Below are 25,120 nucleotides of genomic sequence, written 5' to 3'. Positions count from 1 at the left end.
TCCGTATTCGAGAACTCATCATGTTACAAAACCCGATTCATCTGCGTCTGGAGAAGCTGGAAAGCTGGCAGCACGTCACCTTTATGGCCTGTCTGTGTGAGCGCATGTACCCAAACTACGCCATGTTCTGCAAGCAAACGGAGTTTGGAGATGGGCAGATTTACCGCCGAATCCTGGATTTAGTCTGGGAAGTGCTGACCGTCAAGGATGCGAAAATCAATTTTGACAGCCAGCTGGAGAAGTTTGAAGAGGCTATTCCGTCCGCAGACGACTACGATCTGTACGGCGTTTATCCGGCGATTGACGCCTGTGTTGCCCTGAGCGAAGTCATGCATTCTCGTCTGAGCGGTGAAACCCTGGAACACGCGATTGAAGTCAGTAAGGCTTCGATTACCAGCGTCGCGATGCTGGAAATGACGCAAGCGGGTCGCGAAATGACCGATGAAGAGCTGAAAGAGAACCCTGCCGTTGAGCAAGAATGGGATATTCAGTGGGAAATATTCCGACTTTTAGCCGATTGCGAAGAACGCGATCTTGAGCTGATAAAAGGGCTGCGTGCAGACCTGCGCGAGGCTGGCGAGAGCAATATTGGTATAATTTTTCAGCAATGACACCACAAAACGTGATTTAACGCCTGATTTGTCGTGCCTGAAGGCTTCCCATCCGCCCCCCGTCTGGTCTACATTTGGGGGGCGAAGAAAAGTGGCTATCGGTGCGTGTATGCAGGAGAGTGCTTTTCTGGCATTTCCGTCGCACTCGATGCTTAGCAAGCGATAAACACATTGTAAGGATAACTTATGAACAAGACTCAACTGATTGATGTAATTGCAGACAAAGCAGAACTGTCCAAAACACAGGCTAAAGCTGCTCTGGAATCCACTCTGGCTGCTATTACTGAGTCTCTGAAAGAAGGCGATGCTGTACAACTGGTTGGTTTCGGTACCTTCAAAGTGAACCACCGCGCTGAGCGTACTGGCCGCAACCCGCAGACCGGTCAAGAAATCAAAATCGCCGCAGCTAACGTACCGGCATTTGTTTCTGGTAAAGCACTGAAAGACGCGGTTAAGTAATTCGCGTGGCAGTGAACAGTTTTAACGAGGGGGCGGTTTCGCCCCTTTTGTCCATCTGGCGTCATACGCTTTGGCTTTCAGGTGTTCTGTTGCTGTCTGCCTGCAGTCGCCACTCTGAGCTTCCTCCGTTCACGGCCAGCGGTTATGTTGGCGATCACGGAGCGGTACGCGTTTGGCGTAAAGATTCCAACAATGATGTGCATCTGCTCTCCGTTTTTAGTCCGTGGCGAAGCGGCGACACAACCACCAGTGAGTACCGCTGGCAGGGTGACACCCTCTCTCTGATAGAACTCAACGTATACAGCCAACCGCCGGAGCATGTTCGCATCCGTTTCGACGATCGGGGTGAACTGAGTTTTATGCAGCGTGAAGTCGATGGACAAAAGCAACAGCTTTCCAGCGATCAAATTGCGCTCTACCGCTACCGTGCCGATCAAACCCGTCAGACCAGCGATGCGCTGCGCCAGGGGCGTGTGGTATTACGGCAGGGGCGTTGGCATGCTGCCGAACGCACGGTCACTACGTGTGAAGGCGAGACGATCAAACCTGATTTAGATTCATGGGCGATAAACCATATCGAGCGCCGCCAGAGCCGCTCGTCGGTCGACGTGAGCGTGGCATGGCTGGAAGCGCCTGAGGGATCTCAGCTGTTGCTGGTCGCGAATTCTGATTTCTGTCGTTGGCAGCCAAAAGATAAAACATTTTAACGCCGGATGGCGACGCGAAAGCGTCTTATCCGGCTTACGGTATCCATCTGTAGGCCTGATTAGCGTAGCGCCATCAGGCATTAAGTTCTTTACCAGTGGCCCATACCCATATGACCCCCGCCACGATGGTAACTGCCGCCACCGCAACCCATGCCGGCACCGCGAGGCACACCCGCCTCCGCCATGGCGACATCCCGTTTCACCCGTTGCTCATCCAGCGCTTGATTCAGAGATTCTATCTCTTTTGCGACGGCATTAATTTTTGCGCTGTCCAGCGGGCTGGCGGTGAGCAACGCGTTGTACTCATAACGTTTGGACGTCAACTGCTGGCGCAATGCGCGGGTCTGCGTGTAGTAATCATCAGCGATTTTCTGGGCTGCGGCCTGCTGCTCGGTGGTCATTGGCGTACCACCCTGTTGCCACATTCCCTCACCATTGCCCCAGTGATGTTGCGCCAGTGCCGGGGTGGAACCCAGAGCCATCAGCGAGAGGACCATTAGCGCCAGTTTATTATTCCGTTTCATCGTTCGTTCTCCTGTTGGTTAGCTTACTTTCTCTTTTGCATCTTCCGTGCCAACCTGGACGTCCTTGTGCTGCGGGGATCGCGCGGCTGCCGCCCGGGCGTAAGCGAGTAAAAATGACTCGCCAGAACAGCCCGGTGGGTCATTTTTACCCACCCGTTGTGAGGGTTTGTGCCTGAGAACAGGGTTATCAGGGTGAAAAGATGGCATGATTTCTGCTGTATACCTGAAATGAAGAAAGGAACGGCGGGAAAGGGAGAACGTATGCGTCTTGATAAGGATACGGCAGCAAAGTGGCTGAGCCGGTTATTACCGGCGGCGATCCTGATTTTGGTGGGGTGGTTTTCTATCATGACCATTCGGGACTACGGCCGGGAAAGTGATGCCGCTCGACAAACGTTACTGGAAAAGGGAAGCGTGCTGATCCGCGCCCTTGAGTCCGGTACGCGTGTGGGCATGGGAATGCGTATGCATCATGCGCAGCAACAAACGCTGCTGGAGCAAATGGCGGTACAGCCGGGCGTACTCTGGTTTGCCGTTGTCGATGAGCATGGCGTGATCATCACCCACAGTGATTCCTCTATGGTTGGTAAATCCCTCTACTCGCCGGATGTCCTGCGTCAGTTAAATCCTGGGGAACAAGAACGCTGGCGGAATATCGACTCATCGCCCGATGGGCATGATCAAATACCAGCCCTGGAAATTTATCGCCAGTTCCAGCCGTTGTATGGGGCCGGGAGGCACGGTATGGCACGCTGCTCCGGTAATGACGATCATGCGAATACGCCTACGCAAACCATCTTTATCGCTTTTGATGCCAGCGACCTGGCCGCGACTCAGGCCAGAGAGTGGCGTAATACGCTGATCGTTCTGTCTGCTCTGGCGGCGGTGCTGCTGGCTACCGTGCTGACGTTTTTCTGGTACCAACGCTATCAGCGTTCTTATAAAGAGCTACAGGACGCGATGAAGCGTAAAGAAAAGCTGATGGCGCTCGGACATCTGGCGGCGGGAGTCGCGCATGAAATCCGTAATCCACTGTCATCCATCAAGGGGTTAGCGAAATATTTTGCCGAACGCACTCCGGCGGGGGGCGAGTCGCATGAACTGGCGCAGGTGATGGCGAAAGAGGCCGATCGCTTAAATCGGGTGGTGAGTGAATTGCTGGAGCTGGTGAAGCCCGCGCACCTGACGCTGCAGCGGGTCGATCTTAATGAAGTCATCACCCACTCGCTGCATTTGGTTAGCCAGGATGCTCAGAGCCGGGAAATTCAACTGCAGTTTACGCCGAATGCTGCGTTACCCGCTATTCAAGCCGATCCCGACCGACTCACGCAGGTCCTGCTGAATTTATACCTCAACGCCATTCATGCTATTGGGCATCAGGGGACGGTTACGGTTTCAGCGAGTGAAAGTAGCGCCGAACGGGTTAAAATTAGGGTTACCGACAGCGGAAAGGGAATTGCGCCCGACCAGCTGGAGGCTATTTTTACTCCTTACTTTACGACGAAGGCAGACGGTACCGGGCTGGGACTGGCGGTGGTGCAAAACATCATTGAGCAGCACGGCGGAACCATTCAGGTGACCAGCGTGGAAGGTAGAGGCACCGTCTTTACTCTCTGGCTGCCGATCAATGCGAAACCACAGGATTGACAAGGATGACACACGGAAAAATCGATATTCTGGTTGTGGACGATGACGTCAGCCACTGCACTATTCTACAAGCGCTGCTGCGTGGCTGGGGCTATGACGTTGCGCTTGCCTATAGCGGACGAGAGGCGCTGGCGCAGGTGCGTGAACACGTCTTTGATCTGGTGTTGTGCGATGTGCGTATGGCGGAGATGGACGGCATTGAAACGCTGAAAGAGATCAAAGCCCTGAATCCGGCGATTCCTGTCTTGATTATGACCGCTTTTTCTAGCGTGGAGACCGCGGTGGAAGCGTTAAAAACCGGGGCGCTGGATTACTTAATCAAACCACTGGATTTTGACAGTCTGCAGCACACGCTGGAAAAGGCGCTGGCGCATACCCGGGCGACCGGCGTCGACCCCGTAGCAGCCCCGGCAGCGCAGTTTGGCATGATTGGCAACAGTCCGGCGATGCAGCACCTGCTTAACGAAATTGCGATGGTTGCGCCGTCGGATGCGACGGTGCTTATTCACGGAGACTCCGGAACGGGCAAAGAACTGGTCGCCCGGGCGCTTCACGCCAGCAGTGCGCGCAGTGATAAACCACTGGTGACGCTCAACTGCGCGGCGCTGAATGAATCTCTGCTGGAATCTGAACTGTTCGGCCATGAAAAAGGTGCGTTTACGGGTGCCGATAAACGCCGGGAAGGGCGCTTTGTGGAAGCCGACGGCGGTACGCTGTTTCTTGATGAGATTGGCGATATCTCGCCGTTGATGCAGGTGCGCCTGCTGCGGGCGATTCAGGAGCGTGAAGTTCAGCGCGTAGGCAGTAATCAGACTATTGCTGTGGATGTCCGGCTGATTGCCGCCACCCATCGCGATCTGGCACAAGAGGTCAACGCCGGACGTTTTCGCCAGGATCTCTACTATCGCCTGAACGTCGTCACTATCGAGATGCCCGCATTACGTCAACGCCGGGAAGATATTCCGCTGCTGGCCGGGCATTTTCTCCAGCGCTTTGCTGAGCGTAACCGCAAAGCGGTGAAAGGTTTTACCCCGCAGGCAATGGATCTGCTGATCCATTACGACTGGCCGGGAAACATTCGTGAGCTGGAAAATGCGATTGAGCGTGCGGTGGTTCTGCTGACGGGAGAATACATTTCTGAACGCGAGCTGCCGTTGGCGATTGCCGCGACGCCAATAAAAGCAGAGAACAGTCCGGAGATCCAACCGCTGGTGGATGTTGAAAAAGAGGTGATTCTGGCAGCACTGGAAAAAACGGGCGGCAACAAAACTGAAGCCGCCCGTCAGTTAGGCATCACGCGCAAAACGCTATTGGCGAAAATTTCGCGTTAGCGCTGCTCGCGTTCGATGGCGCGCCAGCCGATATCGTTACGGCTAAAGCTGCCTTCCCAGCGGATGTCGGCCATTAACGCGTAAGCGCGCTTCTGCGCTTCTGCAACGGTATGACCCAGTGCGGTTGCGCACAGGACGCGGCCCCCATTGGTCAATACCGTGTCGTCGGCGGCGAGTTTCGTGCCGGCGTGGAACACTTTACCGTCAGCGGCTTCTTCCAGCGGCAGGCCGTGGATCGCGTCTCCGGTACGGTAGTCGCCCGGATAACCCCCGGCGGCGATTACCACGCCCAGCGAGGCGCGCTCGTCCCACTCGGAGGTTTTTTCGTCCAGCTTACCGTCGCAGGCGGCGAGACACAGATCCACCAGGTCCGACTTCATGCGCAGCATGATCGGCTGGGTTTCCGGGTCGCCGAAGCGGCAGTTAAACTCGATAACCTTCGGGTTGCCCTGTTTGTCGATCATCAGGCCTGCGTACAGGAAACCGGTGTAGGTGTTACCTTCCGCCGCCATGCCTTTTACGGTTGGCCAGATGATGCGTTCCATGGTGCGCTGGTGAACGTCATCAGTTACAACAGGCGCTGGAGAGTATGCACCCATCCCGCCGGTGTTCGGACCGGTATCGCCATTGCCCACACGTTTGTGGTCCTGACTGGTAGCCATCGGCAGGACATGCTCGCCGTCGACCATCACGATAAAGCTTGCCTCTTCGCCGTCGAGGAACTCCTCGATCACAATGCGGTGGCCCGCGTCGCCAAACGCGTTGCCTGCCAGCATGTCGTGCACGGCGGCTTCAGCTTCTTCAAGCGTCATCGCCACGATAACGCCTTTACCGGCAGCCAGACCGTCGGCTTTAATGACGATCGGCGCGCCTTTCTCACGCAGATAGGCCAGCGCGGGCTCCACTTCAGTGAAGTTCTGGTATTCCGCAGTGGGAATATTATGGCGCGCGAGGAAATCTTTGGTGAACGCTTTAGAACCTTCCAACTGCGCAGCACCTTCGGTTGGGCCGAAGATTTTCAGACCGGCGGCACGGAAGGCATCGACCACGCCAATCACCAGCGGTGCTTCCGGACCAACGATGGTGAGATCGATCTTCTCGTTCTGGGCAAAGCTCAGCAGTGCCGGAATGTCGGTTACACCGATAGCCACGTTTTGCAGCGTCGGTTCCAGTGCGGTACCCGCATTGCCCGGTGCGACATAAACGGTTGAAACCTGCGGTGACTGGGCTGCTTTCCAGGCCAGCGCGTGTTCGCGCCCGCCGTTGCCAATAACTAATACTTTCATCGTCTGCTCCGTGGATTAATGGCGGAAGTGGCGCATGTCGGTAAAGATCATCGCAATACCGTGTTCGTCGGCAGCGGCAATCACCTCGTCATCACGAATGGAACCGCCTGGCTGGATAACACAGCTCACGCCAACGGCTGCTGCGGCATCAATCCCGTCGCGGAACGGGAAGAAGGCGTCAGACGCCATTGCCGAACCTTTGACTTCCAGACCTTCGTCGGCGGCTTTAATCCCGGCGATCTTCGCGGAATAAACGCGGCTCATCTGACCTGCGCCTATGCCGATGGTCATGTTCTCTTTGGCGTAGACAATGGCGTTGGATTTCACGAACTTCGCGACTTTCCAGCAGAACAGCGCATCACGCAGCTCCTGCTCAGTAGGCTGACGTTTGGACACTACGCGCAGTTCACCCTCGGTGACCATACCCAGGTCACGATCCTGAACCAGCAGTCCGCCGTTCACGCGTTTGAAATCCAGGCCCGCAACACGCTCAGCCCACTGACCGCAGGTCAGGACGCGAACGTTCTGCTTAGCCGCCGTAATCTTCAGCGCTTCCTCAGTTGCTGACGGGGCGATGATCACCTCAACAAACTGGCGGGAGATAATGGCCTGTGCCGTTTCAGCATCCAGTTCGCGGTTAAAAGCGATGATGCCGCCGAACGCGGAGGTTGGATCGGTTTTGTACGCGCGGTCATAGGCATCAAGAATAGAGGAGCTGACTGCCACGCCGCACGGGTTGGCGTGCTTAACGATAACGCAGGCTGGCTCGTTGAACTCTTTCACGCACTCGAGCGCGGCGTCGGTATCGGCGATGTTGTTATAAGAGAGCGCTTTGCCCTGTACCTGCGTTGCGGTGGCAACGGACGCCTCTTTAACATTCTCTTCTATATAGAAGGCCGCCTGCTGGTGGCTGTTTTCGCCGTAGCGCATATCCTGCTTCTTAATGAAGTTCAGGTTCAGGGTTCGTGGGAAGCGACCTGCAGCGTCTTTGCTTTCACCGTGATAGGCCGGGACCATGCTGCCGAAGTAGTTGGCAATCATGCTGTCGTAGGCGGCGGTGTGTTCGAACGCTTTAATGGCGAGATCGAAACGGGTGTCGAGGGTCAGAGAACCTTCGTTGGCATCCATCTCTTTAATAATGGCGTCGTAGTCATTGCTCTTTACCACGATAGCCACATCTTTATGGTTCTTGGCGGCCGAGCGCACCATGGTTGGGCCGCCGATATCGATATTCTCTACCGCATCTTCCAGCGAGCAGCCAACGCGAGCCACGGTCTCGGCGAACGGGTACAGGTTAACAACCACCATATCGATAGGGGCGATACCGTGTTGTTCCATTATTCCGTCATCCTGACCGCGACGGCCAAGAATGCCGCCGTGTACTTTTGGATGCAGGGTCTTCACGCGTCCATCCATCATTTCCGGGAAACCGGTGTAATCGGAAACTTCGGTCACTGGCAGACCTTTCTCTGCTAACAGGCGCGCAGTGCCACCTGTAGACAGCAGCTCCACACCGCGTGCGGAAAGTGCCTGAGCGAATTCGATAATACCTGCTTTGTCAGAAACACTGAGCAGAGCGCGGCGGACTGGACGACGTTGTTGCATGGTAAATCCCCTGGATTTGACTATAACAGAGAGCGTTAGCTGAGTTTTTGCGTAAAAACTCAGCTAACGCCCCTTACGGGGCATCCTTGTTTTGCCGCAGCATTGTAACGAAAACGTTTGCGCAACGCTCGCGAATTTTTCTTTTTCAATGTTGACCCTTATTTCGAGAGCTTAAAACCGTATATAGGTAGAAAGGATCGCCGAAATGATGGGGATGTTTGTGGATAACTCTGTGTGCAAATAGGTATAAGGCGGGGTTTTGCTGTGGAATGCAGCAGTCAGTCATTTTTCTGTAATTTAAGGGTTGCGGGCGCCAGAGAACTCCCTATAATGCGCCTCCATCGACACGGCGGATGTGAATCACTTCACACAAACAGCCGGTTCGGTTGAAGAGAAAAACCTGAAAATAAACGGTTGACTCTGAAAGAGGAAAGCGTAATATACGCCACCTCGCAACAGTGAGCGAAAGCCGTGTTGCACTGCTCTTTAACAATTTATCAGACAATCTGTGTGGGCACTCGAAGATACGGATTCTTAACGTCGCAAGACGAAAAATGAATACCAAGTCTCTGAGTGAACATACGTAATTCATTACGAAGTTTAATTCACGAGCATCAAACTTAAATTGAAGAGTTTGATCATGGCTCAGATTGAACGCTGGCGGCAGGCCTAACACATGCAAGTCGAACGGTAGCACAGAGGAGCTTGCTCCTTGGGTGACGAGTGGCGGACGGGTGAGTAATGTCTGGGAAACTGCCCGATGGAGGGGGATAACTACTGGAAACGGTAGCTAATACCGCATAATGTCGCAAGACCAAAGAGGGGGACCTTCGGGCCTCTTGCCATCGGATGTGCCCAGATGGGATTAGCTAGTAGGTGGGGTAACGGCTCACCTAGGCGACGATCCCTAGCTGGTCTGAGAGGATGACCAGCCACACTGGAACTGAGACACGGTCCAGACTCCTACGGGAGGCAGCAGTGGGGAATATTGCACAATGGGCGCAAGCCTGATGCAGCCATGCCGCGTGTATGAAGAAGGCCTTCGGGTTGTAAAGTACTTTCAGCGAGGAGGAAGGGGATGTGGTTAATAACCGCATTCATTGACGTTACTCGCAGAAGAAGCACCGGCTAACTCCGTGCCAGCAGCCGCGGTAATACGGAGGGTGCAAGCGTTAATCGGAATTACTGGGCGTAAAGCGCACGCAGGCGGTCTGTCAAGTCGGATGTGAAATCCCCGGGCTCAACCTGGGAACTGCATCCGAAACTGGCAGGCTAGAGTCTTGTAGAGGGGGGTAGAATTCCAGGTGTAGCGGTGAAATGCGTAGAGATCTGGAGGAATACCGGTGGCGAAGGCGGCCCCCTGGACAAAGACTGACGCTCAGGTGCGAAAGCGTGGGGAGCAAACAGGATTAGATACCCTGGTAGTCCACGCCGTAAACGATGTCGACTTGGAGGTTGTTCCCTTGAGGAGTGGCTTCCGGAGCTAACGCGTTAAGTCGACCGCCTGGGGAGTACGGCCGCAAGGTTAAAACTCAAATGAATTGACGGGGGCCCGCACAAGCGGTGGAGCATGTGGTTTAATTCGATGCAACGCGAAGAACCTTACCTACTCTTGACATCCAGAGAACTTAGCAGAGATGCTTTGGTGCCTTCGGGAACTCTGAGACAGGTGCTGCATGGCTGTCGTCAGCTCGTGTTGTGAAATGTTGGGTTAAGTCCCGCAACGAGCGCAACCCTTATCCTTTGTTGCCAGCGGTTCGGCCGGGAACTCAAAGGAGACTGCCAGTGATAAACTGGAGGAAGGTGGGGATGACGTCAAGTCATCATGGCCCTTACGAGTAGGGCTACACACGTGCTACAATGGCATATACAAAGAGAAGCGACCTCGCGAGAGCAAGCGGACCTCATAAAGTATGTCGTAGTCCGGATTGGAGTCTGCAACTCGACTCCATGAAGTCGGAATCGCTAGTAATCGTAGATCAGAATGCTACGGTGAATACGTTCCCGGGCCTTGTACACACCGCCCGTCACACCATGGGAGTGGGTTGCAAAAGAAGTAGGTAGCTTAACCTTCGGGAGGGCGCTTACCACTTTGTGATTCATGACTGGGGTGAAGTCGTAACAAGGTAACCGTAGGGGAACCTGCGGTTGGATCACCTCCTTACCTTAAAGAAACGTTCTTTGTAGTGCTCACACAGATTGTCTGATGAATGATGAACTTCTGAATGTACTTCCGAGTGCATTAAGAAGTTTTGCTCTTTAAAAATCTGGATCAAGCTGAAAATTGAAACGACACACTGTGTCTGTTCTCCGTAATAAGAACAGATAAATGGTGTGTTCGAGTCTCTCAAATTTTCGCAACACGATGTGTTTTACGAAACATCTTCGGGTTGTGAGGTTAAGCGACTAAGCGTACACGGTGGATGCCCTGGCAGTCAGAGGCGATGAAGGACGTGCTAATCTGCGATAAGCGTCGGTAAGGTGATATGAACCGTTATAGCCGGCGATTTCCGAATGGGGAAACCCAGTGTGTTTCGACACACTATCATTACGTGAATACATAGCGTAATGAAGCGAACCGGGGGAACTGAAACATCTAAGTACCCCGAGGAAAAGAAATCAACCGAGATTCCCCCAGTAGCGGCGAGCGAACGGGGAGCAGCCCAGAGTCTGAATCAGCATGTGTGGTAGTGGAACGGTCTGGAAAGTCCGACGGTACAGGGTGATAGTCCCGTACACAAAATCGCATGTGTTGTGAACTCGAAGAGTAGGGCGGGACACGTGGTATCCTGTCTGAATATGGGGGGACCATCCTCCAAGGCTAAATACTCCTGACTGACCGATAGTGAACCAGTACCGTGAGGGAAAGGCGAAAAGAACCCCGGCGAGGGGAGTGAAAAAGAACCTGAAACCGTGTACGTACAAGCAGTGGGAGCCTTGATTTATCAGGGTGACTGCGTACCTTTTGTATAATGGGTCAGCGACTTATATTCTGTAGCAAGGTTAACCGTATAGGGGAGCCGAAGGGAAACCGAGTCTTAACTGGGCGTTAAGTTGCAGGGTATAGACCCGAAACCCGGTGATCTAGCCATGGGCAGGTTGAAGGTTGGGTAACACTAACTGGAGGACCGAACCGACTAATGTTGAAAAATTAGCGGATGACTTGTGGCTGGGGGTGAAAGGCCAATCAAACCGGGAGATAGCTGGTTCTCCCCGAAAGCTATTTAGGTAGCGCCTCGTGAACTCATCTTCGGGGGTAGAGCACTGTTTCGGCTAGGGGGTCATCCCGACTTACCAACCCGATGCAAACTACGAATACCGAAGAATGTTATCACGGGAGACACACGGCGGGTGCTAACGTCCGTCGTGAAGAGGGAAACAACCCAGACCGCCAGCTAAGGTCCCAAAGTCACAGTTAAGTGGGAAACGATGTGGGAAGGCACAGACAGCCAGGATGTTGGCTTAGAAGCAGCCATCATTTAAAGAAAGCGTAATAGCTCACTGGTCGAGTCGGCCTGCGCGGAAGATGTAACGGGGCTAAACTGTGCACCGAAGCTGCGGCAGCGACACTATGTGTTGTTGGGTAGGGGAGCGTTCTGTAAGCCGTTGAAGGTGTCCTGTGAGGGGTGCTGGAGGTATCAGAAGTGCGAATGCTGACATAAGTAACGATAATGCGGGTGAAAAACCCGCACGCCGGAAGACCAAGGGTTCCTGTCCAACGTTAATCGGGGCAGGGTGAGTCGACCCCTAAGGCGAGGCCGAAAGGCGTAGTCGATGGGAAACAGGTTAATATTCCTGTACTTGGTGTTACTGCGAAGGGGGGACGGAGAAGGCTATGTTAGCCGGGCGACGGTTGTCCCGGTTTAAGCATGTAGGCGGGAAGTTTAGGTAAATCCGGACTTCTGTATAACGCTGAGGTGTGATGACGAGGCACTACGGTGCTGAAGTAACAAATGCCCTGCTTCCAGGAAAAGCCTCTAAGCATCAGGTAACACGAAATCGTACCCCAAACCGACACAGGTGGTCAGGTAGAGAATACCAAGGCGCTTGAGAGAACTCGGGTGAAGGAACTAGGCAAAATGGTGCCGTAACTTCGGGAGAAGGCACGCTGATGGTAGGTGAAGCGACTTGCTCGTGGAGCTGAAATCAGTCGAAGATACCAGCTGGCTGCAACTGTTTATTAAAAACACAGCACTGTGCAAACACGAAAGTGGACGTATACGGTGTGACGCCTGCCCGGTGCCGGAAGGTTAATTGATGGGGTTATCCGTAAGGAGAAGCTCTTGATCGAAGCCCCGGTAAACGGCGGCCGTAACTATAACGGTCCTAAGGTAGCGAAATTCCTTGTCGGGTAAGTTCCGACCTGCACGAATGGCGTAATGATGGCCAGGCTGTCTCCACCCGAGACTCAGTGAAATTGAACTCGCTGTGAAGATGCAGTGTACCCGCGGCAAGACGGAAAGACCCCGTGAACCTTTACTATAGCTTGACACTGAACACTGGTCCTTGATGTGTAGGATAGGTGGGAGGCTTTGAAGTGTGGACGCCAGTCTGCATGGAGCCAACCTTGAAATACCACCCTTTAATGGCTGGTGTTCTAACGTAGACCCGTGATCCGGGTTGCGGACAGTGTCTGGTGGGTAGTTTGACTGGGGCGGTCTCCTCCTAAAGAGTAACGGAGGAGCACGAAGGTTAGCTAATCCTGGTCGGACATCAGGAGGTTAGTGCAAAGGCATAAGCTAGCTTGACTGCGAGAGTGACGGCTCGAGCAGGTGCGAAAGCAGGTCTTAGTGATCCGGTGGTTCTGAATGGAAGGGCCATCGCTCAACGGATAAAAGGTACTCCGGGGATAACAGGCTGATACCGCCCAAGAGTTCATATCGACGGCGGTGTTTGGCACCTCGATGTCGGCTCATCACATCCTGGGGCTGAAGTAGGTCCCAAGGGTATGGCTGTTCGCCATTTAAAGTGGTACGCGAGCTGGGTTTAGAACGTCGTGAGACAGTTCGGTCCCTATCTGCCGTGGGCGCTGGAGAATTGAGGGGGGCTGCTCCTAGTACGAGAGGACCGGAGTGGACGCATCACTGGTGTTCGGGTTGTCATGCCAATGGCATTGCCCGGTAGCTAAATGCGGAAGAGATAAGTGCTGAAAGCATCTAAGCACGAAACTTGCCCCGAGATGAGTTCTCCCTGACTCCTTGAGAGTCCTGAAGGAACGTTGAAGACTACGACGTTGATAGGTCGGGTGTGTAAGTGTAGCGATACATTGAGCTAACCGATACTAATGAACCGTGAGGCTTAACCTTACAACGCCAAAGATGTTTTGGCGAAAGAGACATCAATTCAGCTTGATACAGATAAAATCAGAACGCAGAAGCGGTCTGATAACAGAATTTGCCTGGCGGCTGTAGCGCGGTGGTCCCACCTGACCCCATGCCGAACTCAGAAGTGAAACGCCGTAGCGCCGATGGTAGTGTGGGGTCTCCCCATGCGAGAGTAGGGAACTGCCAGGCATCAAACAAGTGAAGAAGCCCATCCTGACGGATGGGCTTTTTTGCGTCTGTTGTCTGTCGGTGAGTGCTCTCCTGAGTAGGACAAATCCGCCGGGAGCGGATTTGAACGTTGCGAAGCAACGGCCCGCAGGGTGGCGGGCAGGACGCCCGCCATAAACTGCCAGGCATCAAACAAGTGAAGAAGCCCATCCGTCAGGATGGGCTTTTTTGCGTCTGTTGTATGTGAAAGCGGGTGGATAGCCGCGTCAGCGCTTTATCTGTCCAGCGAAAGCCTCTCTTCTGTCCGCGTAAAATGTCCTTTATCCTGCCCGTGAACGACAAAGCATTCTCCTTTTGACTCTTACTGCACTATTCTACAGCGAGTGAGTCGTGAAACTTTCTCACCTTGAGCATGCAGGCTCGACATTCACACGATTCCTGGTTATTGTCAGCTATCTGGATGTCTAAACGTTTAAACGTATGTTGTGAGGTTATCAGGTTATGCCAATTCGCGTGCTGGACGAGCTACCCGCCGTCAATTTCTTGCGTGAGGAAAACGTCTTCGTCATGACGACATCCCGCGCATCCGGTCAGGAAATTCGTCCTCTGAAGGTGCTTATCCTCAACCTGATGCCGAAGAAGATCGAAACGGAAAACCAGTTTCTCCGGTTATTGTCGAACTCACCGCTGCAGGTAGACGTTCAGCTATTACGCATTGATGCCCGCGAGTCGCGCAATACGCCGACGGAGCATCTGAATAACTTTTACTGTAATTTCGAGGATATTTGCGATCAGAACTTTGATGGACTGATCGTCACCGGGGCACCGTTAGGCCTGGTTGAGTTTAACGATGTGGCCTACTGGCCGCAGATCAAACAGGTACTGGAGTGGGCGAAAGACCACGTCACATCAACATTGTTTGTCTGTTGGGCGGTGCAGGCCGCACTGAATATCCTCTATGGCATCCCCAAGCAAACCCGCAACGACAAGCTTTCAGGTGTATACGAACACCATATCCTTCATCCCCATGCCCTGCTGACGCGTGGTTTTGATGATGCTTTCCTTGCGCCGCACTCACGCTATGCTGATTTCCCTGCTGCGTTGATCAGGGATTACACCGATCTTGAGATTTTTGCCGAGACGGAAGAGGGCGATGCCTACCTGTTTGCCAGTAAAGATAAACGTATTGCGTTCGTGACGGGTCATCCGGAATATGACGCCGATACGCTGGCCGGTGAATATTTTCGTGACGCCGAAGCGGGGTTGACCCCGGACGTTCCGTACAACTATTTCCCGCAAGATGACCCACAAAACAAACCTCGGGCAAGCTGGCGTAGCCATGGCAATTTGCTGTTTATTAACTGGCTCAACTATTACGTCTACCAGATCACGCCATACGATCTGCGCCACATGAATCCAACGCTGGATTAATCTTCTGTAGCAAACGATCCTTAAGCGTTTCAGCATGTTGAATCAGGCACCTTCGGGTGCTTTTTTTATTTCCGAAACGCACCTCACGGTGTGATTAATTTTTATTATGATTGTTATCAATAAGTTAATTGATAATTAAATTAAAAATGGAAATTGTTTTTGATTTTGAAATTTAAATGGGTAGTCTTAGTTGTGCTGAACGAAAACCGCACAACGATCCTTCGTTCGCATTGGGGATGTGTTTGGATCAATGACGAGGAACTACGCAATGAATCAACAGGCAACAACAACCGATGAGCTGGTTTTTACCAGGCCGCATGGCGAGCAGGAACAGCAGATTTTGACCGCAGAGGCGGTGGAATTCCTGACCGAATTGGTGACTCGATTTACGCCAAAACGCAATAAACTTCTCGCCGCGCGTATTCAGCAGCAGCAGGATATTGATGACGGTAAGTTGCCTGATTTTATTTCGGAAACAGCTTCCATTCGTGAAGGTGGCTGGAAGATTCGCGGTATTCCTGATGATTTACAGGATCGTCGCGTGGAAATCACCGGACCCGTTGAACGCAAGATGGTGATTAACGCGCTCAACGCCAACGTTAGAGTCTTTATGGCTGACTTTGAGGATTCACTGGCTCCCGAGTGGAGTAAAGTGATCGACGGGCAAATCAACCTGCGCGATGCGGTGAACGGTACCATCAGTTACACCAACGACGCTGGCAAGATATACCAACTGAAGCCCGATCCGGCGTTATTGGTTTGTCGTGTACGTGGCCTGCATCTGCCGGAAAAACACGTCACCTGGCGTGAGGAAGCGATTCCCGGCAGTCTGTTCGACTTTGCCCTCTATTTCTTCCACAACTACAAAGCCTTGCTGGCTAAAGGCAGTGGTCCTTACTTCTATTTGCCGAAAACGCAGGCCTGGCAAGAAGCGGCCTGGTGGAGTGAAGTCTTCAGCTATACAGAAGACCGATTTAATCTGCCGCGCGGCACGATAAAAGCCACGTTGCTGATCGAAACACTGCCAGCCGTTTTCCAGATGGATGAGATCCTGCACGCGCTGCGTGACCATATTGTCGGCCTCAACTGCGGTCGTTGGGATTACATTTTCAGCTACATCAAAACCCTCAAGAATCACCCGGATCGTGTTCTGCCCGATCGTCAGGTGGTAACGATGGATAAGCCGTTCCTCAGCGCCTACTCGCGTCTGCTGATTAAAACCTGTCATAAACGCGGTGCCTTTGCGATGGGCGGTATGGCGGCGTTTATCCCCAGCAAAGACGCTGAGCGCAACAATCAGGTGCTGGCAAAAGTTAAAGCGGATAAAGCGCTGGAAGCCAATAACGGTCATGACGGGACCTGGGTTGCTCACCCTGGACTGGCAGATACCGCAATGGCGATTTTCAACGATGTGCTGGGCAACAACAAAAATCAGCTGTTTGTCACCCGAGAAGAGGATGCGCCGATTACTGCAGAACAACTGCTGGCTCCGTGCGAAGGGGAACGTACTGAAGAAGGCATGCGCGCCAATATTCGCGTTGCCGTGCAGTACATCGAAGCGTGGATCTCTGGCAACGGTTGCGTACCGATTTATGGCCTGATGGAAGATGCGGCAACTGCCGAAATCTCCCGTACCTCCATCTGGCAGTGGATCCACCATCAGAAAACCCTCAGCAACGGTAAGCCGGTGACCAAACCGCTGTTCCGTCAGATGCTGGCCGAAGAAATGCGGGTGATTCAGGACGAGCTGGGTGAACACCGCTACAGCAGCGGGCGCTTTGATGACGCCGCACGCCTGATGGAGCAAATCACCACCTCTGACGAACTGATCGACTTCCTTACCTTGCCAGGCTACCGCTTACTGGCTTAACAGCCCAGGCTATTTTGTTCGCCATTTTCGCCCCGGGCAGTGCTCAAAATCCTCACGTACTATAAGTACGCTCCGGTTTTTGCGCGCTGGCCGTGACCAAACTGCCTTCACCAATAACGCCTGGGAAGCCAGGAGAATAATATGGAGCATCTGCACATGAAAACCCGTACCCAACAAATCGAAGACTTACAGAAAGAATGGACACAACCACGCTGGGAAGGCATTACCCGCCCGTACAGCGCGGAGGAAGTGGTGAAGTTACGTGGCTCGGTCAACCCGGAATGTACGCTGGCGCAGCTTGGCGCAGCGAAAATGTGGCGTTTGCTGCACGGCGGATCGAAGAAAGGTTATATCAACAGCCTCGGTGCACTGACTGGTGGTCAGGCGCTGCAACAGGCGAAAGCCGGTATTGAAGCGGTCTACCTTTCCGGGTGGCAGGTGGCGGCAGACGCCAACCTGGCCTCCAGCATGTACCCGGATCAATCGCTATACCCGGCTAACTCTGTGCCCGCCGTGGTGGATCGGATCAACAACACCTTCCGTCGGGCGGATCAGATCCAATGGTCAACCGGCATTGAGCCAACCGATCCGCGCTATGTGGATTACTTCCTGCCGATCGTTGCCGATGCCGAAGCCGGTTTTGGCGGTGTCCTGAACGCGTTTGAATTGATGAAATCGATGATTGAAGCCGGTGCAGCGGCGGTTCACTTCGAAGATCAGCTCGCCTCGGTGAAAAAATGCGGTCACATGGGCGGCAAGGTGCTGGTACCGACTCAGGAAGCTATCCAGAAACTGGTGGCGGCCCGTCTGGCGGCAGACGTGATGGGCGTCCCGACGCTGGTTATTGCCCGTACCGATGCTGACGCAGCGGATTTGATTACCTCTGACTGCGACCCTTACGACAGCGAGTTCATTACCGGCGAGCGTACCAGCGAAGGGTTCTACCGTACCCATGCGGGTATTGAGCAGGCGATCAGTCGCGGACTGGCCTACGCCCCGTATGCTGACCTGGTGTGGTGCGAAACCTCCACACCGGATCTCGAACTGGCGCGCCGCTTTGCCGATGCTATCCATGCTAAATATCCGGGCAAACTGCTGGCCTACAACTGTTCGCCGTCGTTTAACTGGCAGAAGAACCTGGATGACAAAACCATTGCCAGCTTCCAGCAACAGCTGTCCGATATGGGCTATAAATATCAGTTCATTACCCTGGCGGGCATCCACAGTATGTGGTTCAACATGTTTGACCTCGCGCGTTCCTATGCACAGGGCGAAGGTATGCGCCACTACGTTGAGAAAGTTCAGCAGCCAGAATTTGCGGCGGCGAAAGATGGCTACACCTTCGTATCCCACCAGCAGGAAGTGGGTACCGGTTATTTCGACAAAGTGACGACCATCATTCAGGGTGGCGCGTCATCCGTTACTGCGCTGACCGGGTCCACTGAAGAATCACAGTTCTGATCGACCTGATGCCCGGTGGCGTAATGCTTACCGGGCCTACAGTTCTGTGTAGGCCGGATACGCGAATGCGCCATCCGGCATTATTCGATTCTGAACGAGGGCAAAAGATGTCGCGTGGCCTGGAATTGCTGATTGCCCAAACCATCCTGCAAGGTTTTGATGCGCAGTATGGCCGGTTTCTGGAAGTGACGTCCGGCGCGCAGCAGCGTTTTGAACACGCTGACTGGCATGCTGTGCAGCAGGCGATGAAAAGCCGTATCCATCTCTACGATCATCACGTTGGTCTGGTAGTGGAACAGTTGCGCTGCATTACCGACGGCAAAAGTACCGATGCGGCATTTTTACTGCGTGTAAAAGAGCATTACACCCAGTTGCTGCCGGACTATCCGCGCTTTGAGATTGCCGAGAGCTTTTTTAACTCCGTGTACTGCCGGTTATTTGATCACCGCTCGCTGACGCCCGAGCGGTTGTTTATTTTTAGCTCTCAGTCAGAACGTCGATTTCGTACTATCCCGCGCCCGCTGGCGAAAGACTTTTTCCCTGATTCAGGCTGGGAAGGGCTGCTCACGCGCGTGCTCAGCGATCTCCCCCTTCGTCTGCCATGGCAGAATAAACAGCGTGATATTCGCTACATCATCGAGCACCTGACGGAAATTGTTGGCGAAGCGGTGCTGGCGCGCTGCCATTTGCAGGTGGCGAACGAATTGTTTTATCGCAATAAGGCCGCCTGGCTGGTGGGAAAACTGATCACACCAGAGGTCACGCTGCCGTTTTTACTGCCTATTCACCGCACTGACGAAGGCGAATTGTTTGTCGACACTTGTCTGACGACTACGGCGGAAGCCAGCATTGTGTTTGGTTTTGCCCGCTCTTACTTTATGGTCTACGCGCCGTTGCCTGCGGCACTGGTCGAGTGGCTGCGTGAGATCCTGCCCGGTAAAACTACCGCCGAGCTGTATATGGCGATTGGCTGTCAGAAGCATGCGAAAACCGAAAGCTACCGTGAATATCTGCTGTATCTGGCCGACTGCGATGAACAGTTTATCGAAGCGCCGGGAATACGCGGCATGGTGATGCTGGTGTTTACTCTGCCTGGATTCGATCGGGTCTTCAAAATTATTAAAGACAAATTTGCGCCGCAAAAAGAGATGTCTGCGGCCCACGTCCGCGCCTGTTACCAACTGGTCAAAGAGCACGATCGCGTTGGACGCATGGCCGATACCCAGGAATTCGAAAATTTTGTGCTGGATAAACGACAAATTTCCCCGGCGCTGATGGCGTTGTTGCAGCAGGAAGTACCCGAAAAAATGACCGATCTCGGCGAGCAGGTCGTGATCCGTCATCTGTATATCGAACGGCGGATGGTGCCGCTAAATATCTGGCTGGAGCAGGTCGAAGGCCAGCAGCTGCGGGATGCGATAGAAGAATATGGTAACGCTATTCGCCAACTGGCAGCCGCCAATATTTTCCCGGGTGACATGCTGTTTAAAAACTTCGGCGTGACCCGACACGGGCGGGTGGTGTTCTACGACTATGATGAAATTTGCTACATGACGGAGGTGAATTTCCGCCATATCCCGCCCGCGCGTTACCCGGAGGATGAGCTGGCCAGCGAACCGTGGTACAGCGTCTCGCCGGGAGATGTATTTCCGGAAGAATTTCGTCACTGGCTGTGCGCCGATCCGCGTATTGGACCGTTATTTGAAGAGATGCATGCCGATTTGTTCTGCGCCGACTACTGGCGAGGTCTGCAAACGCGGATCCGTGAAGGGCACGTGGAAGACGTTTACGCCTATCGGCGCCGCCAGCGGTTTAGCGTGCGTTATGAAACCGACCGTAGGCCGGATAAGGCCTTTGCGCCACCATCCGGCAATGTGCGCCGTGCCTGATGGCGCTGCGCTTATCAGACCTACAAATCATCCCAACCTTGGATAGCAGGCCGGGCCAGGCGTAGCTGCCACCCGGAAGTCCCATCTTAACGAATCCCACCGTATGCCAGTGTGACCTCTTTGGCCGCTTTGATTGCCATCGCACCGAACTCGGTGACGCGGTCGTCGGTAATGCGGGAGATCGGGCCGGAGATCGAAATGGCGGCGAACGGTTCGCGATGTTCGTCGTAAATGCATGACGCCACACAGCGCAGGCCCAGCGCATGTTCTTCATCATCAAACGAATAACCGCGCTTACGGGTCTGGGCGAGATCTTCTTTCAGATGCACCGGCGAGACAAGCGTGGCGTGGGTATACGCGTGCAGGCCTTTGCGGTGCAGCAGGCTGGTAACCTGTTCTTCGCTGAGTTGCGCCAGGAACGCTTTCCCCGCGCCAGAGGCGTGCATCGGCAGTTTGCCACCGATAGGGGCAGACATTCTCATCAGCTGTGTGCACTGTACCTGATCGATGATAATCGCCTGATGGTCGCTGTGGTCCAGCACCGCCAGGTTCACTGTTTCACCGGAGTCTTCCATCAGCTTACGCAGAATAGGGTGGACGATTGCCAGCAGGTTGCGGCTTTGCAGGAAGCTACTGCCGACGATAAACGCATGGGCGCCCACGGCCCAGTGTCCTAAGTCACCCACCTGACGCACAAAACCCTGCTGCTGCATGGTGGTCAACAAACGGTGCGTGGTGGAATTGGGCAGACCGGCCTGCTGCGCCAGCTCGGTCAGCGCTACGCTGCCGTTGGATTCCGCAATCCATTCCAGCAGCTTCAGACCTCGGGTCAAAGACTGAACCTGCCCGGTTGCAGGCGTAGTTGTGGCGGCGGGTTTTCTACCGCGTTTCGCGGGGACAGTGGCAACCATGGCAGACTCCTTTTCTGTATCGTGGAAATCATTTTCGTTTTATTCAATTATAATGCAAGAGTTCCTGTACTGATCGGATGAGTGAAGCTGAACATGTCTCATGTTGGTCGTTGTTTGCTTTTCCACCTCACTGGTTTATGCCAGTATGCTTTGTTGGCCTTTTTTCGGTCTGGTTGAGCGTTGTCGGGAGTGAGTGTGAGCAGCAAAGTTGAACAATTACGTCAGCAGTTAAAAGAACGTATTCTGGTGCTGGATGGCGGTATGGGCACCATGATCCAGGGTTATCGTTTGAGTGAAGACGATTTCCGCGGCCAACGCTTTGCCGACTGGCCGAGCGATCTGAAAGGCAACAACGACCTGTTGGTGCTGAGCAAGCCGGAGGTTATCACCGCGATTCATCACGCCTACTTTGAAGCGGGCGCGGATATCATTGAAACCAACACCTTCAACTCGACGACTATCGCCATGGCGGATTACCAGATGGAATCCCTGTCGGCGGAAATCAACTTCACCGCGGCAAAACTGGCGCGCGCCTGCGCCGACGAATGGACAGCGCGTACGCCGGATAAACCGCGCTATGTCGCGGGTGTTCTCGGTCCGACTAACCGCACCGCGTCTATCTCACCGGACGTCAACGATCCCGCCTACCGCAATATTACTTTTGATCAGCTGGTGGCCGCGTACCGTGAATCCACTAAAGCGCTGGTGGAAGGCGGTAGCGACCTGATCCTGATCGAAACCGTTTTTGACACGCTTAATGCCAAAGCCGCTATTTTTGCGGTAAAAACCGAATTTGAAGCCCTGGGCGTTGAGCTGCCGATTATGATCTCCGGCACCATCACCGACGCTTCCGGGCGTACGCTCTCCGGGCAGACCACCGAAGCCTTCTATAACGCACTGCGCCATGCTGACGCGCTGACCTTCGGCCTCAACTGTGCGTTAGGCCCGGACGAGCTGCGCCAGTACGTACAGGAACTGTCGCGGATTGCCGACTGCTATGTCACCGCGCACCCGAATGCCGGTTTGCCAAATGCCTTCGGCGAATACGATCTCGACGCTGACACCATGGCGAAGCAAATCCGCGAATGGGCTGAAGCGGGTTTCCTGAACATCGTCGGCGGCTGCTGCGGCACCACGCCGGAACATATTGCCGCCATGAGCCGTGCGGTTGAAGGTTTACCGCCGCGTCAACTGCCGGAACTGCCGGTTGCCTGCCGTCTTTCAGGCCTTGAGCCGCTGAACATTGGTGATGACAGCCTGTTTGTTAACGTCGGTGAACGTACTAACGTCACCGGCTCTGCCAAATTTAAGCGACTGATTAAAGAAGAAAAATACAGCGAAGCGCTGGATGTTGCTCGCCAGCAGGTGGAAAGCGGCGCGCAGATTATCGATATCAACATGGATGAGGGGATGCTTGACGCCGAAGCGGCGATGGTGCGTTTCCTCAACCTGATCGCCGGTGAACCGGATATTGCTCGCGTACCGATCATGATCGACTCCTCGAAATGGGACGTCATTGAAAAAGGGCTGAAGTGCATTCAGGGTAAGGGCATCGTTAACTCCATCTCGATGAAAGAGGGCGTTGAGCCGTTTATCCACCATGCCAAACTGGTCCGTCGCTACGGTGCTGCCGTGGTGGTGATGGCCTTTGATGAACAAGGCCAGGCCGACACCCGCGCGCGTAAAATTGAGATTTGCCGCCGGGCGTACAAAATTCTCACCGAAGAAGTGGGTTTCCCGCCGGAAGACATTATCTTTGACCCGAATATCTTTGCCGTCGCGACCGGCATCGAAGAGCACAACAACTACGCGCAGGACTTTATCGGTGCCTGTGAGGACATCAAACGCGAACTACCGCATGCGCTAATCTCCGGTGGTGTCTCCAACGTGTCGTTCTCGTTCCGTGGCAATGACCCGGTGCGCGAAGCGATCCACGCAGTGTTCCTGTACTACGCCATTCGCAACGGCATGGACATGGGCATTGTGAACGCTGGTCAGCTGGCGATTTATGACGATCTGCCTGCCGAACTGCGCGATGCGGTTGAAGACGTGATCCTCAACCGCCGCGATGACGGTACCGAACGCCTGCTGGAGCTGGCAGAGAAATATCGCGGCAGCAAAACTGACGAAACAGCTAATACGCAACTGGCAGAATGGCGCAGCTGGGACGTGAAAAAACGCCTGGAATACTCGCTGGTGAAAGGCATTACCGAGTTTATCGAGCAGGATACCGAAGAAGCCCGTCAGCAGGCCGCGCGCCCGATTGAGGTTATCGAAGGGCCGCTGATGGACGGCATGAACGTGGTTGGTGACCTGTTCAGCGACGGTAAAATGTTCCTGCCGCAGGTGGTGAAGTCTGCTCGCGTGATGAAGCAGGCGGTGGCCTACCTTGAACCGTACATTGAAGCCAGCAAAGAGAAAGGCTCCAGCAACGGCAAGATGGTGATCGCCACCGTCAAGGGCGACGTGCACGACATCGGTAAAAACATCGTTGGCGTGGTGCTGCAGTGTAACAACTACGAAATTATCGATCTTGGCGTGATGGTGCCGGCAGAGAAAATCCTGCGCACCGCACGCGAAGTGAATGCTGACCTGATTGGTCTTTCCGGACTGATCACCCCGTCGCTGGACGAAATGGTTAACGTGGCGAAAGAGATGGAGCGCCAGGGCTTTACTATTCCGCTGCTGATTGGCGGCGCGACCACCTCAAAAGCGCACACGGCGGTGAAAATCGAGCAGAACTACAGCGGCCCGACGGTCTATGTGCAGAATGCCTCGCGCACCGTCGGCGTGGTGGCTGCGTTGCTGTCTGATACCCAGCACGATGATTTTGTCGCCCGCACGCGTAAAGAGTACGAAACTGTGCGTATTCAGCATGCGCGTAAAAAACCGCGTACCCCGCCGGTGACGCTGGAAGCCGCGCGTGATAACGACCTGGCCTTCGACTGGGAAAACTATACCCCGCCGGTGGCGCACCGCCTGGGCGTGCAGGAAGTTGAAGCCAGCATTGAAACGCTGCGCAACTACATCGACTGGACACCGTTCTTTATGACCTGGTCACTGGCCGGGAAATATCCGCGCATTCTGGAAGATGAGGTGGTGGGTGAAGAGGCTAAACGCCTGTTCAAAGATGCCAACGACATGTTGGATAAATTGAGCGCCGAGAAAACCCTGAACCCACGTGGTGTCGTTGGCCTGTTCCCGGCTAACCGCGTAGGTGATGACATTGAGATCTACCGGGATGAAACGCGGACGCACGTCCTGACCGTCAGCCACCATCTGCGTCAGCAGACGGAGAAGGTTGGTTTTGCTAACTACTGCCTGTCTGACTTTGTGGCACCGAAAACCTCCGGTAAAGCGGATTACATTGGCGCTTTCGCCGTCACCGGCGGCCTGGAAGAAGACACGCTGGCTGACGCGTTTGACGCACAGCATGATGATTACAATAAAATCATGGTGAAAGCGATTGCCGATCGTCTGGCGGAAGCCTTCGCTGAATATCTGCATGAACGGGTGCGTAAAGTTTACTGGGGATATGCGGCGAACGAGAACCTCAGTAATGACGAACTGATCCGCGAGAACTATCAAGGTATTCGTCCGGCTCCGGGCTATCCGGCGTGCCCTGAGCACACCGAGAAGGCGACTATCTGGGAGCTGCTGGATGTAGAAACGCACACCGGTATGAAACTCACAGAATCCTTCGCCATGTGGCCTGGTGCATCTGTTTCCGGTTGGTACTTCAGTCATCCGGACAGTAAGTACTACGCCGTCGCACAAATTCAACGCGATCAGGTTGAAGATTATGCCTTCCGTAAAGGCATGAGCGTGGCAGAAGTTGAGCGCTGGTTAGCGCCTAACTTAGGCTACGACGCCGACTGATTCACAAAACTGTTATC

General features: G+C 54.0%; 14 protein-coding genes and 3 rRNA genes. 13 read left to right on the top strand and 4 right to left on the bottom strand.

Features of this window, described 5'->3' with window-relative positions:
* Positions 1-20 precede the first annotated feature (20 nt).
* The 3 genes from IB214_RS22675 to IB214_RS22665 all read left to right on the top strand — a co-directional run bounded on the left by IB214_RS22675 (position 21) and on the right by IB214_RS22665 (position 1,777).
* A complete protein-coding gene (locus tag IB214_RS22675) occupies positions 21-611 on the top strand; it encodes a YjaG family protein (protein ID WP_096758768.1) in 591 nt (196 codons plus the stop codon).
* 186 nt (positions 612-797) lie between these two features.
* On the top strand, positions 798-1,070 hold the full coding sequence (gene hupA, locus IB214_RS22670; RefSeq protein WP_096758767.1) for a nucleoid-associated protein HU-alpha: 273 nt from the start codon (positions 798-800) through the stop codon (positions 1,068-1,070).
* Positions 1,071-1,081: 11 nt separating this feature from the next.
* On the top strand, positions 1,082-1,777 hold the full coding sequence (locus IB214_RS22665; RefSeq protein WP_117344006.1) for a DUF1481 domain-containing protein: 696 nt from the start codon (positions 1,082-1,084) through the stop codon (positions 1,775-1,777).
* Between the two features lie 89 nt (positions 1,778-1,866).
* Here IB214_RS22665 and zraP read toward each other — a convergent pair whose 3' ends face one another.
* Entirely contained in the window at positions 1,867-2,301 is a 435-nt protein-coding gene (zraP, locus tag IB214_RS22660) for a zinc resistance sensor/chaperone ZraP (protein ID WP_096758766.1), read from the bottom strand.
* 261 nt (positions 2,302-2,562) lie between these two features.
* Here zraP and zraS point away from each other — a divergent pair, with 261 nt between their 5' ends.
* Complete coding sequence (zraS, locus tag IB214_RS22655; RefSeq protein ID WP_117344001.1) at positions 2,563-3,948, top strand: two-component system sensor histidine kinase ZraS; 1,386 nt, start codon at positions 2,563-2,565, stop codon at positions 3,946-3,948.
* 5 nt (positions 3,949-3,953) lie between these two features.
* Positions 3,954-5,279: a sigma-54-dependent response regulator transcription factor ZraR gene (gene zraR / locus IB214_RS22650; protein WP_115259730.1), complete on the top strand. Its 1,326-nt coding sequence runs from the start codon at positions 3,954-3,956 to the stop codon at positions 5,277-5,279.
* On the opposite strand, the gene purD is transcribed toward zraR, so the two are convergent.
* Together purD and purH are read right to left on the bottom strand one after the other, a co-directional pair.
* Complete coding sequence (gene purD, locus IB214_RS22645) at positions 5,276-6,565, bottom strand: phosphoribosylamine--glycine ligase (protein WP_117344000.1); 1,290 nt, start codon at positions 6,563-6,565, stop codon at positions 5,276-5,278. The two genes, zraR and purD, sit on opposite strands and share 4 nt — an antisense overlap.
* 15 nt (positions 6,566-6,580) lie before the next feature.
* The gene (purH, locus tag IB214_RS22640) at positions 6,581-8,170 is read right to left on the bottom strand and encodes a bifunctional phosphoribosylaminoimidazolecarboxamide formyltransferase/IMP cyclohydrolase (RefSeq protein WP_117343999.1); all 1,590 of its coding nucleotides are present in this window, start codon (positions 8,168-8,170) and stop codon (positions 6,581-6,583) included.
* A 622-nt stretch (positions 8,171-8,792) separates the two neighbouring features.
* Between purH and IB214_RS22635 the strand changes: the two genes are divergently transcribed.
* The 7 genes from IB214_RS22635 (at position 8,793) to aceK (ending at position 20,313) form a co-directional block, all read left to right on the top strand.
* A 16S ribosomal RNA gene (locus IB214_RS22635) occupies positions 8,793-10,334 on the top strand.
* 232 nt (positions 10,335-10,566) lie between these two features.
* Positions 10,567-13,476 (top strand): 23S ribosomal RNA (locus tag IB214_RS22630).
* A gap of 91 nt (positions 13,477-13,567) precedes the next feature.
* Positions 13,568-13,683, top strand: a 5S ribosomal RNA gene (gene rrf / locus IB214_RS22625).
* The 16S, 23S and 5S rRNA genes sit together here, the layout of an rRNA operon.
* 480 nt (positions 13,684-14,163) lie before the next feature.
* On the top strand, positions 14,164-15,093 hold the full coding sequence (metA, locus tag IB214_RS22620; RefSeq protein WP_096758761.1) for a homoserine O-succinyltransferase: 930 nt from the start codon (positions 14,164-14,166) through the stop codon (positions 15,091-15,093).
* A gap of 268 nt (positions 15,094-15,361) precedes the next feature.
* Complete coding sequence (gene aceB, locus IB214_RS22615; RefSeq protein ID WP_117343626.1) at positions 15,362-16,963, top strand: malate synthase A; 1,602 nt, start codon at positions 15,362-15,364, stop codon at positions 16,961-16,963.
* A 156-nt stretch (positions 16,964-17,119) separates the two neighbouring features.
* Entirely contained in the window at positions 17,120-18,424 is a 1,305-nt protein-coding gene (gene aceA / locus IB214_RS22610; RefSeq protein WP_096759483.1) for an isocitrate lyase, read from the top strand.
* Positions 18,425-18,531: 107 nt separating this feature from the next.
* Entirely contained in the window at positions 18,532-20,313 is a 1,782-nt protein-coding gene (aceK, locus tag IB214_RS22605; RefSeq protein ID WP_117343625.1) for a bifunctional isocitrate dehydrogenase kinase/phosphatase, read from the top strand.
* 86 nt (positions 20,314-20,399) lie between these two features.
* Here aceK and iclR read toward each other — a convergent pair whose 3' ends face one another.
* Entirely contained in the window at positions 20,400-21,224 is an 825-nt protein-coding gene (iclR, locus tag IB214_RS22600; protein ID WP_096758758.1) for a glyoxylate bypass operon transcriptional repressor IclR, read from the bottom strand.
* 195 nt (positions 21,225-21,419) lie between these two features.
* On the opposite strand from iclR, the gene metH reads away from it, so the two are divergent.
* Positions 21,420-25,103 carry a methionine synthase gene (gene metH, locus IB214_RS22595; protein ID WP_096758757.1) on the top strand — a complete coding sequence of 1,228 codons (3,684 nt, stop codon included), beginning with the start codon at positions 21,420-21,422 and terminating at the stop codon, positions 25,101-25,103.
* Positions 25,104-25,120 lie beyond the last annotated feature (17 nt).

This window comes from Citrobacter sp. C1, assembly GCF_014596895.2.
Lineage (GTDB): Bacteria > Pseudomonadota > Gammaproteobacteria > Enterobacterales > Enterobacteriaceae > Citrobacter > Citrobacter gillenii.
The sequence above is the reverse complement of the archived record's forward strand: the minus strand, read 5'-3'. Positions and strand labels throughout refer to the sequence as shown.

Coding starts and splice junctions, on each gene's coding strand:
- zraS (WP_117344001.1), top strand. CDS start 2,563: ATGCGTCTTGATAAGGATACGGCAGCAAAGTGGCTGAGCCGGTTATTA.
- zraR (WP_115259730.1), top strand. CDS start 3,954: ATGACACACGGAAAAATCGATATTCTGGTTGTGGACGATGACGTCAGC.
- metA (WP_096758761.1), top strand. CDS start 14,164: ATGCCAATTCGCGTGCTGGACGAGCTACCCGCCGTCAATTTCTTGCGT.
- zraP (WP_096758766.1), bottom strand. CDS start 2,301: ATGAAACGGAATAATAAACTGGCGCTAATGGTCCTCTCGCTGATGGCT.
- aceK (WP_117343625.1), top strand. CDS start 18,532: ATGTCGCGTGGCCTGGAATTGCTGATTGCCCAAACCATCCTGCAAGGT.
- aceB (WP_117343626.1), top strand. CDS start 15,362: ATGAATCAACAGGCAACAACAACCGATGAGCTGGTTTTTACCAGGCCG.
- IB214_RS22675 (WP_096758768.1), top strand. CDS start 21: ATGTTACAAAACCCGATTCATCTGCGTCTGGAGAAGCTGGAAAGCTGG.
- purH (WP_117343999.1), bottom strand. CDS start 8,170: ATGCAACAACGTCGTCCAGTCCGCCGCGCTCTGCTCAGTGTTTCTGAC.
- hupA (WP_096758767.1), top strand. CDS start 798: ATGAACAAGACTCAACTGATTGATGTAATTGCAGACAAAGCAGAACTG.
- iclR (WP_096758758.1), bottom strand. CDS start 21,224: ATGGTTGCCACTGTCCCCGCGAAACGCGGTAGAAAACCCGCCGCCACA.
- aceA (WP_096759483.1), top strand. CDS start 17,120: ATGAAAACCCGTACCCAACAAATCGAAGACTTACAGAAAGAATGGACA.
- purD (WP_117344000.1), bottom strand. CDS start 6,565: ATGAAAGTATTAGTTATTGGCAACGGCGGGCGCGAACACGCGCTGGCC.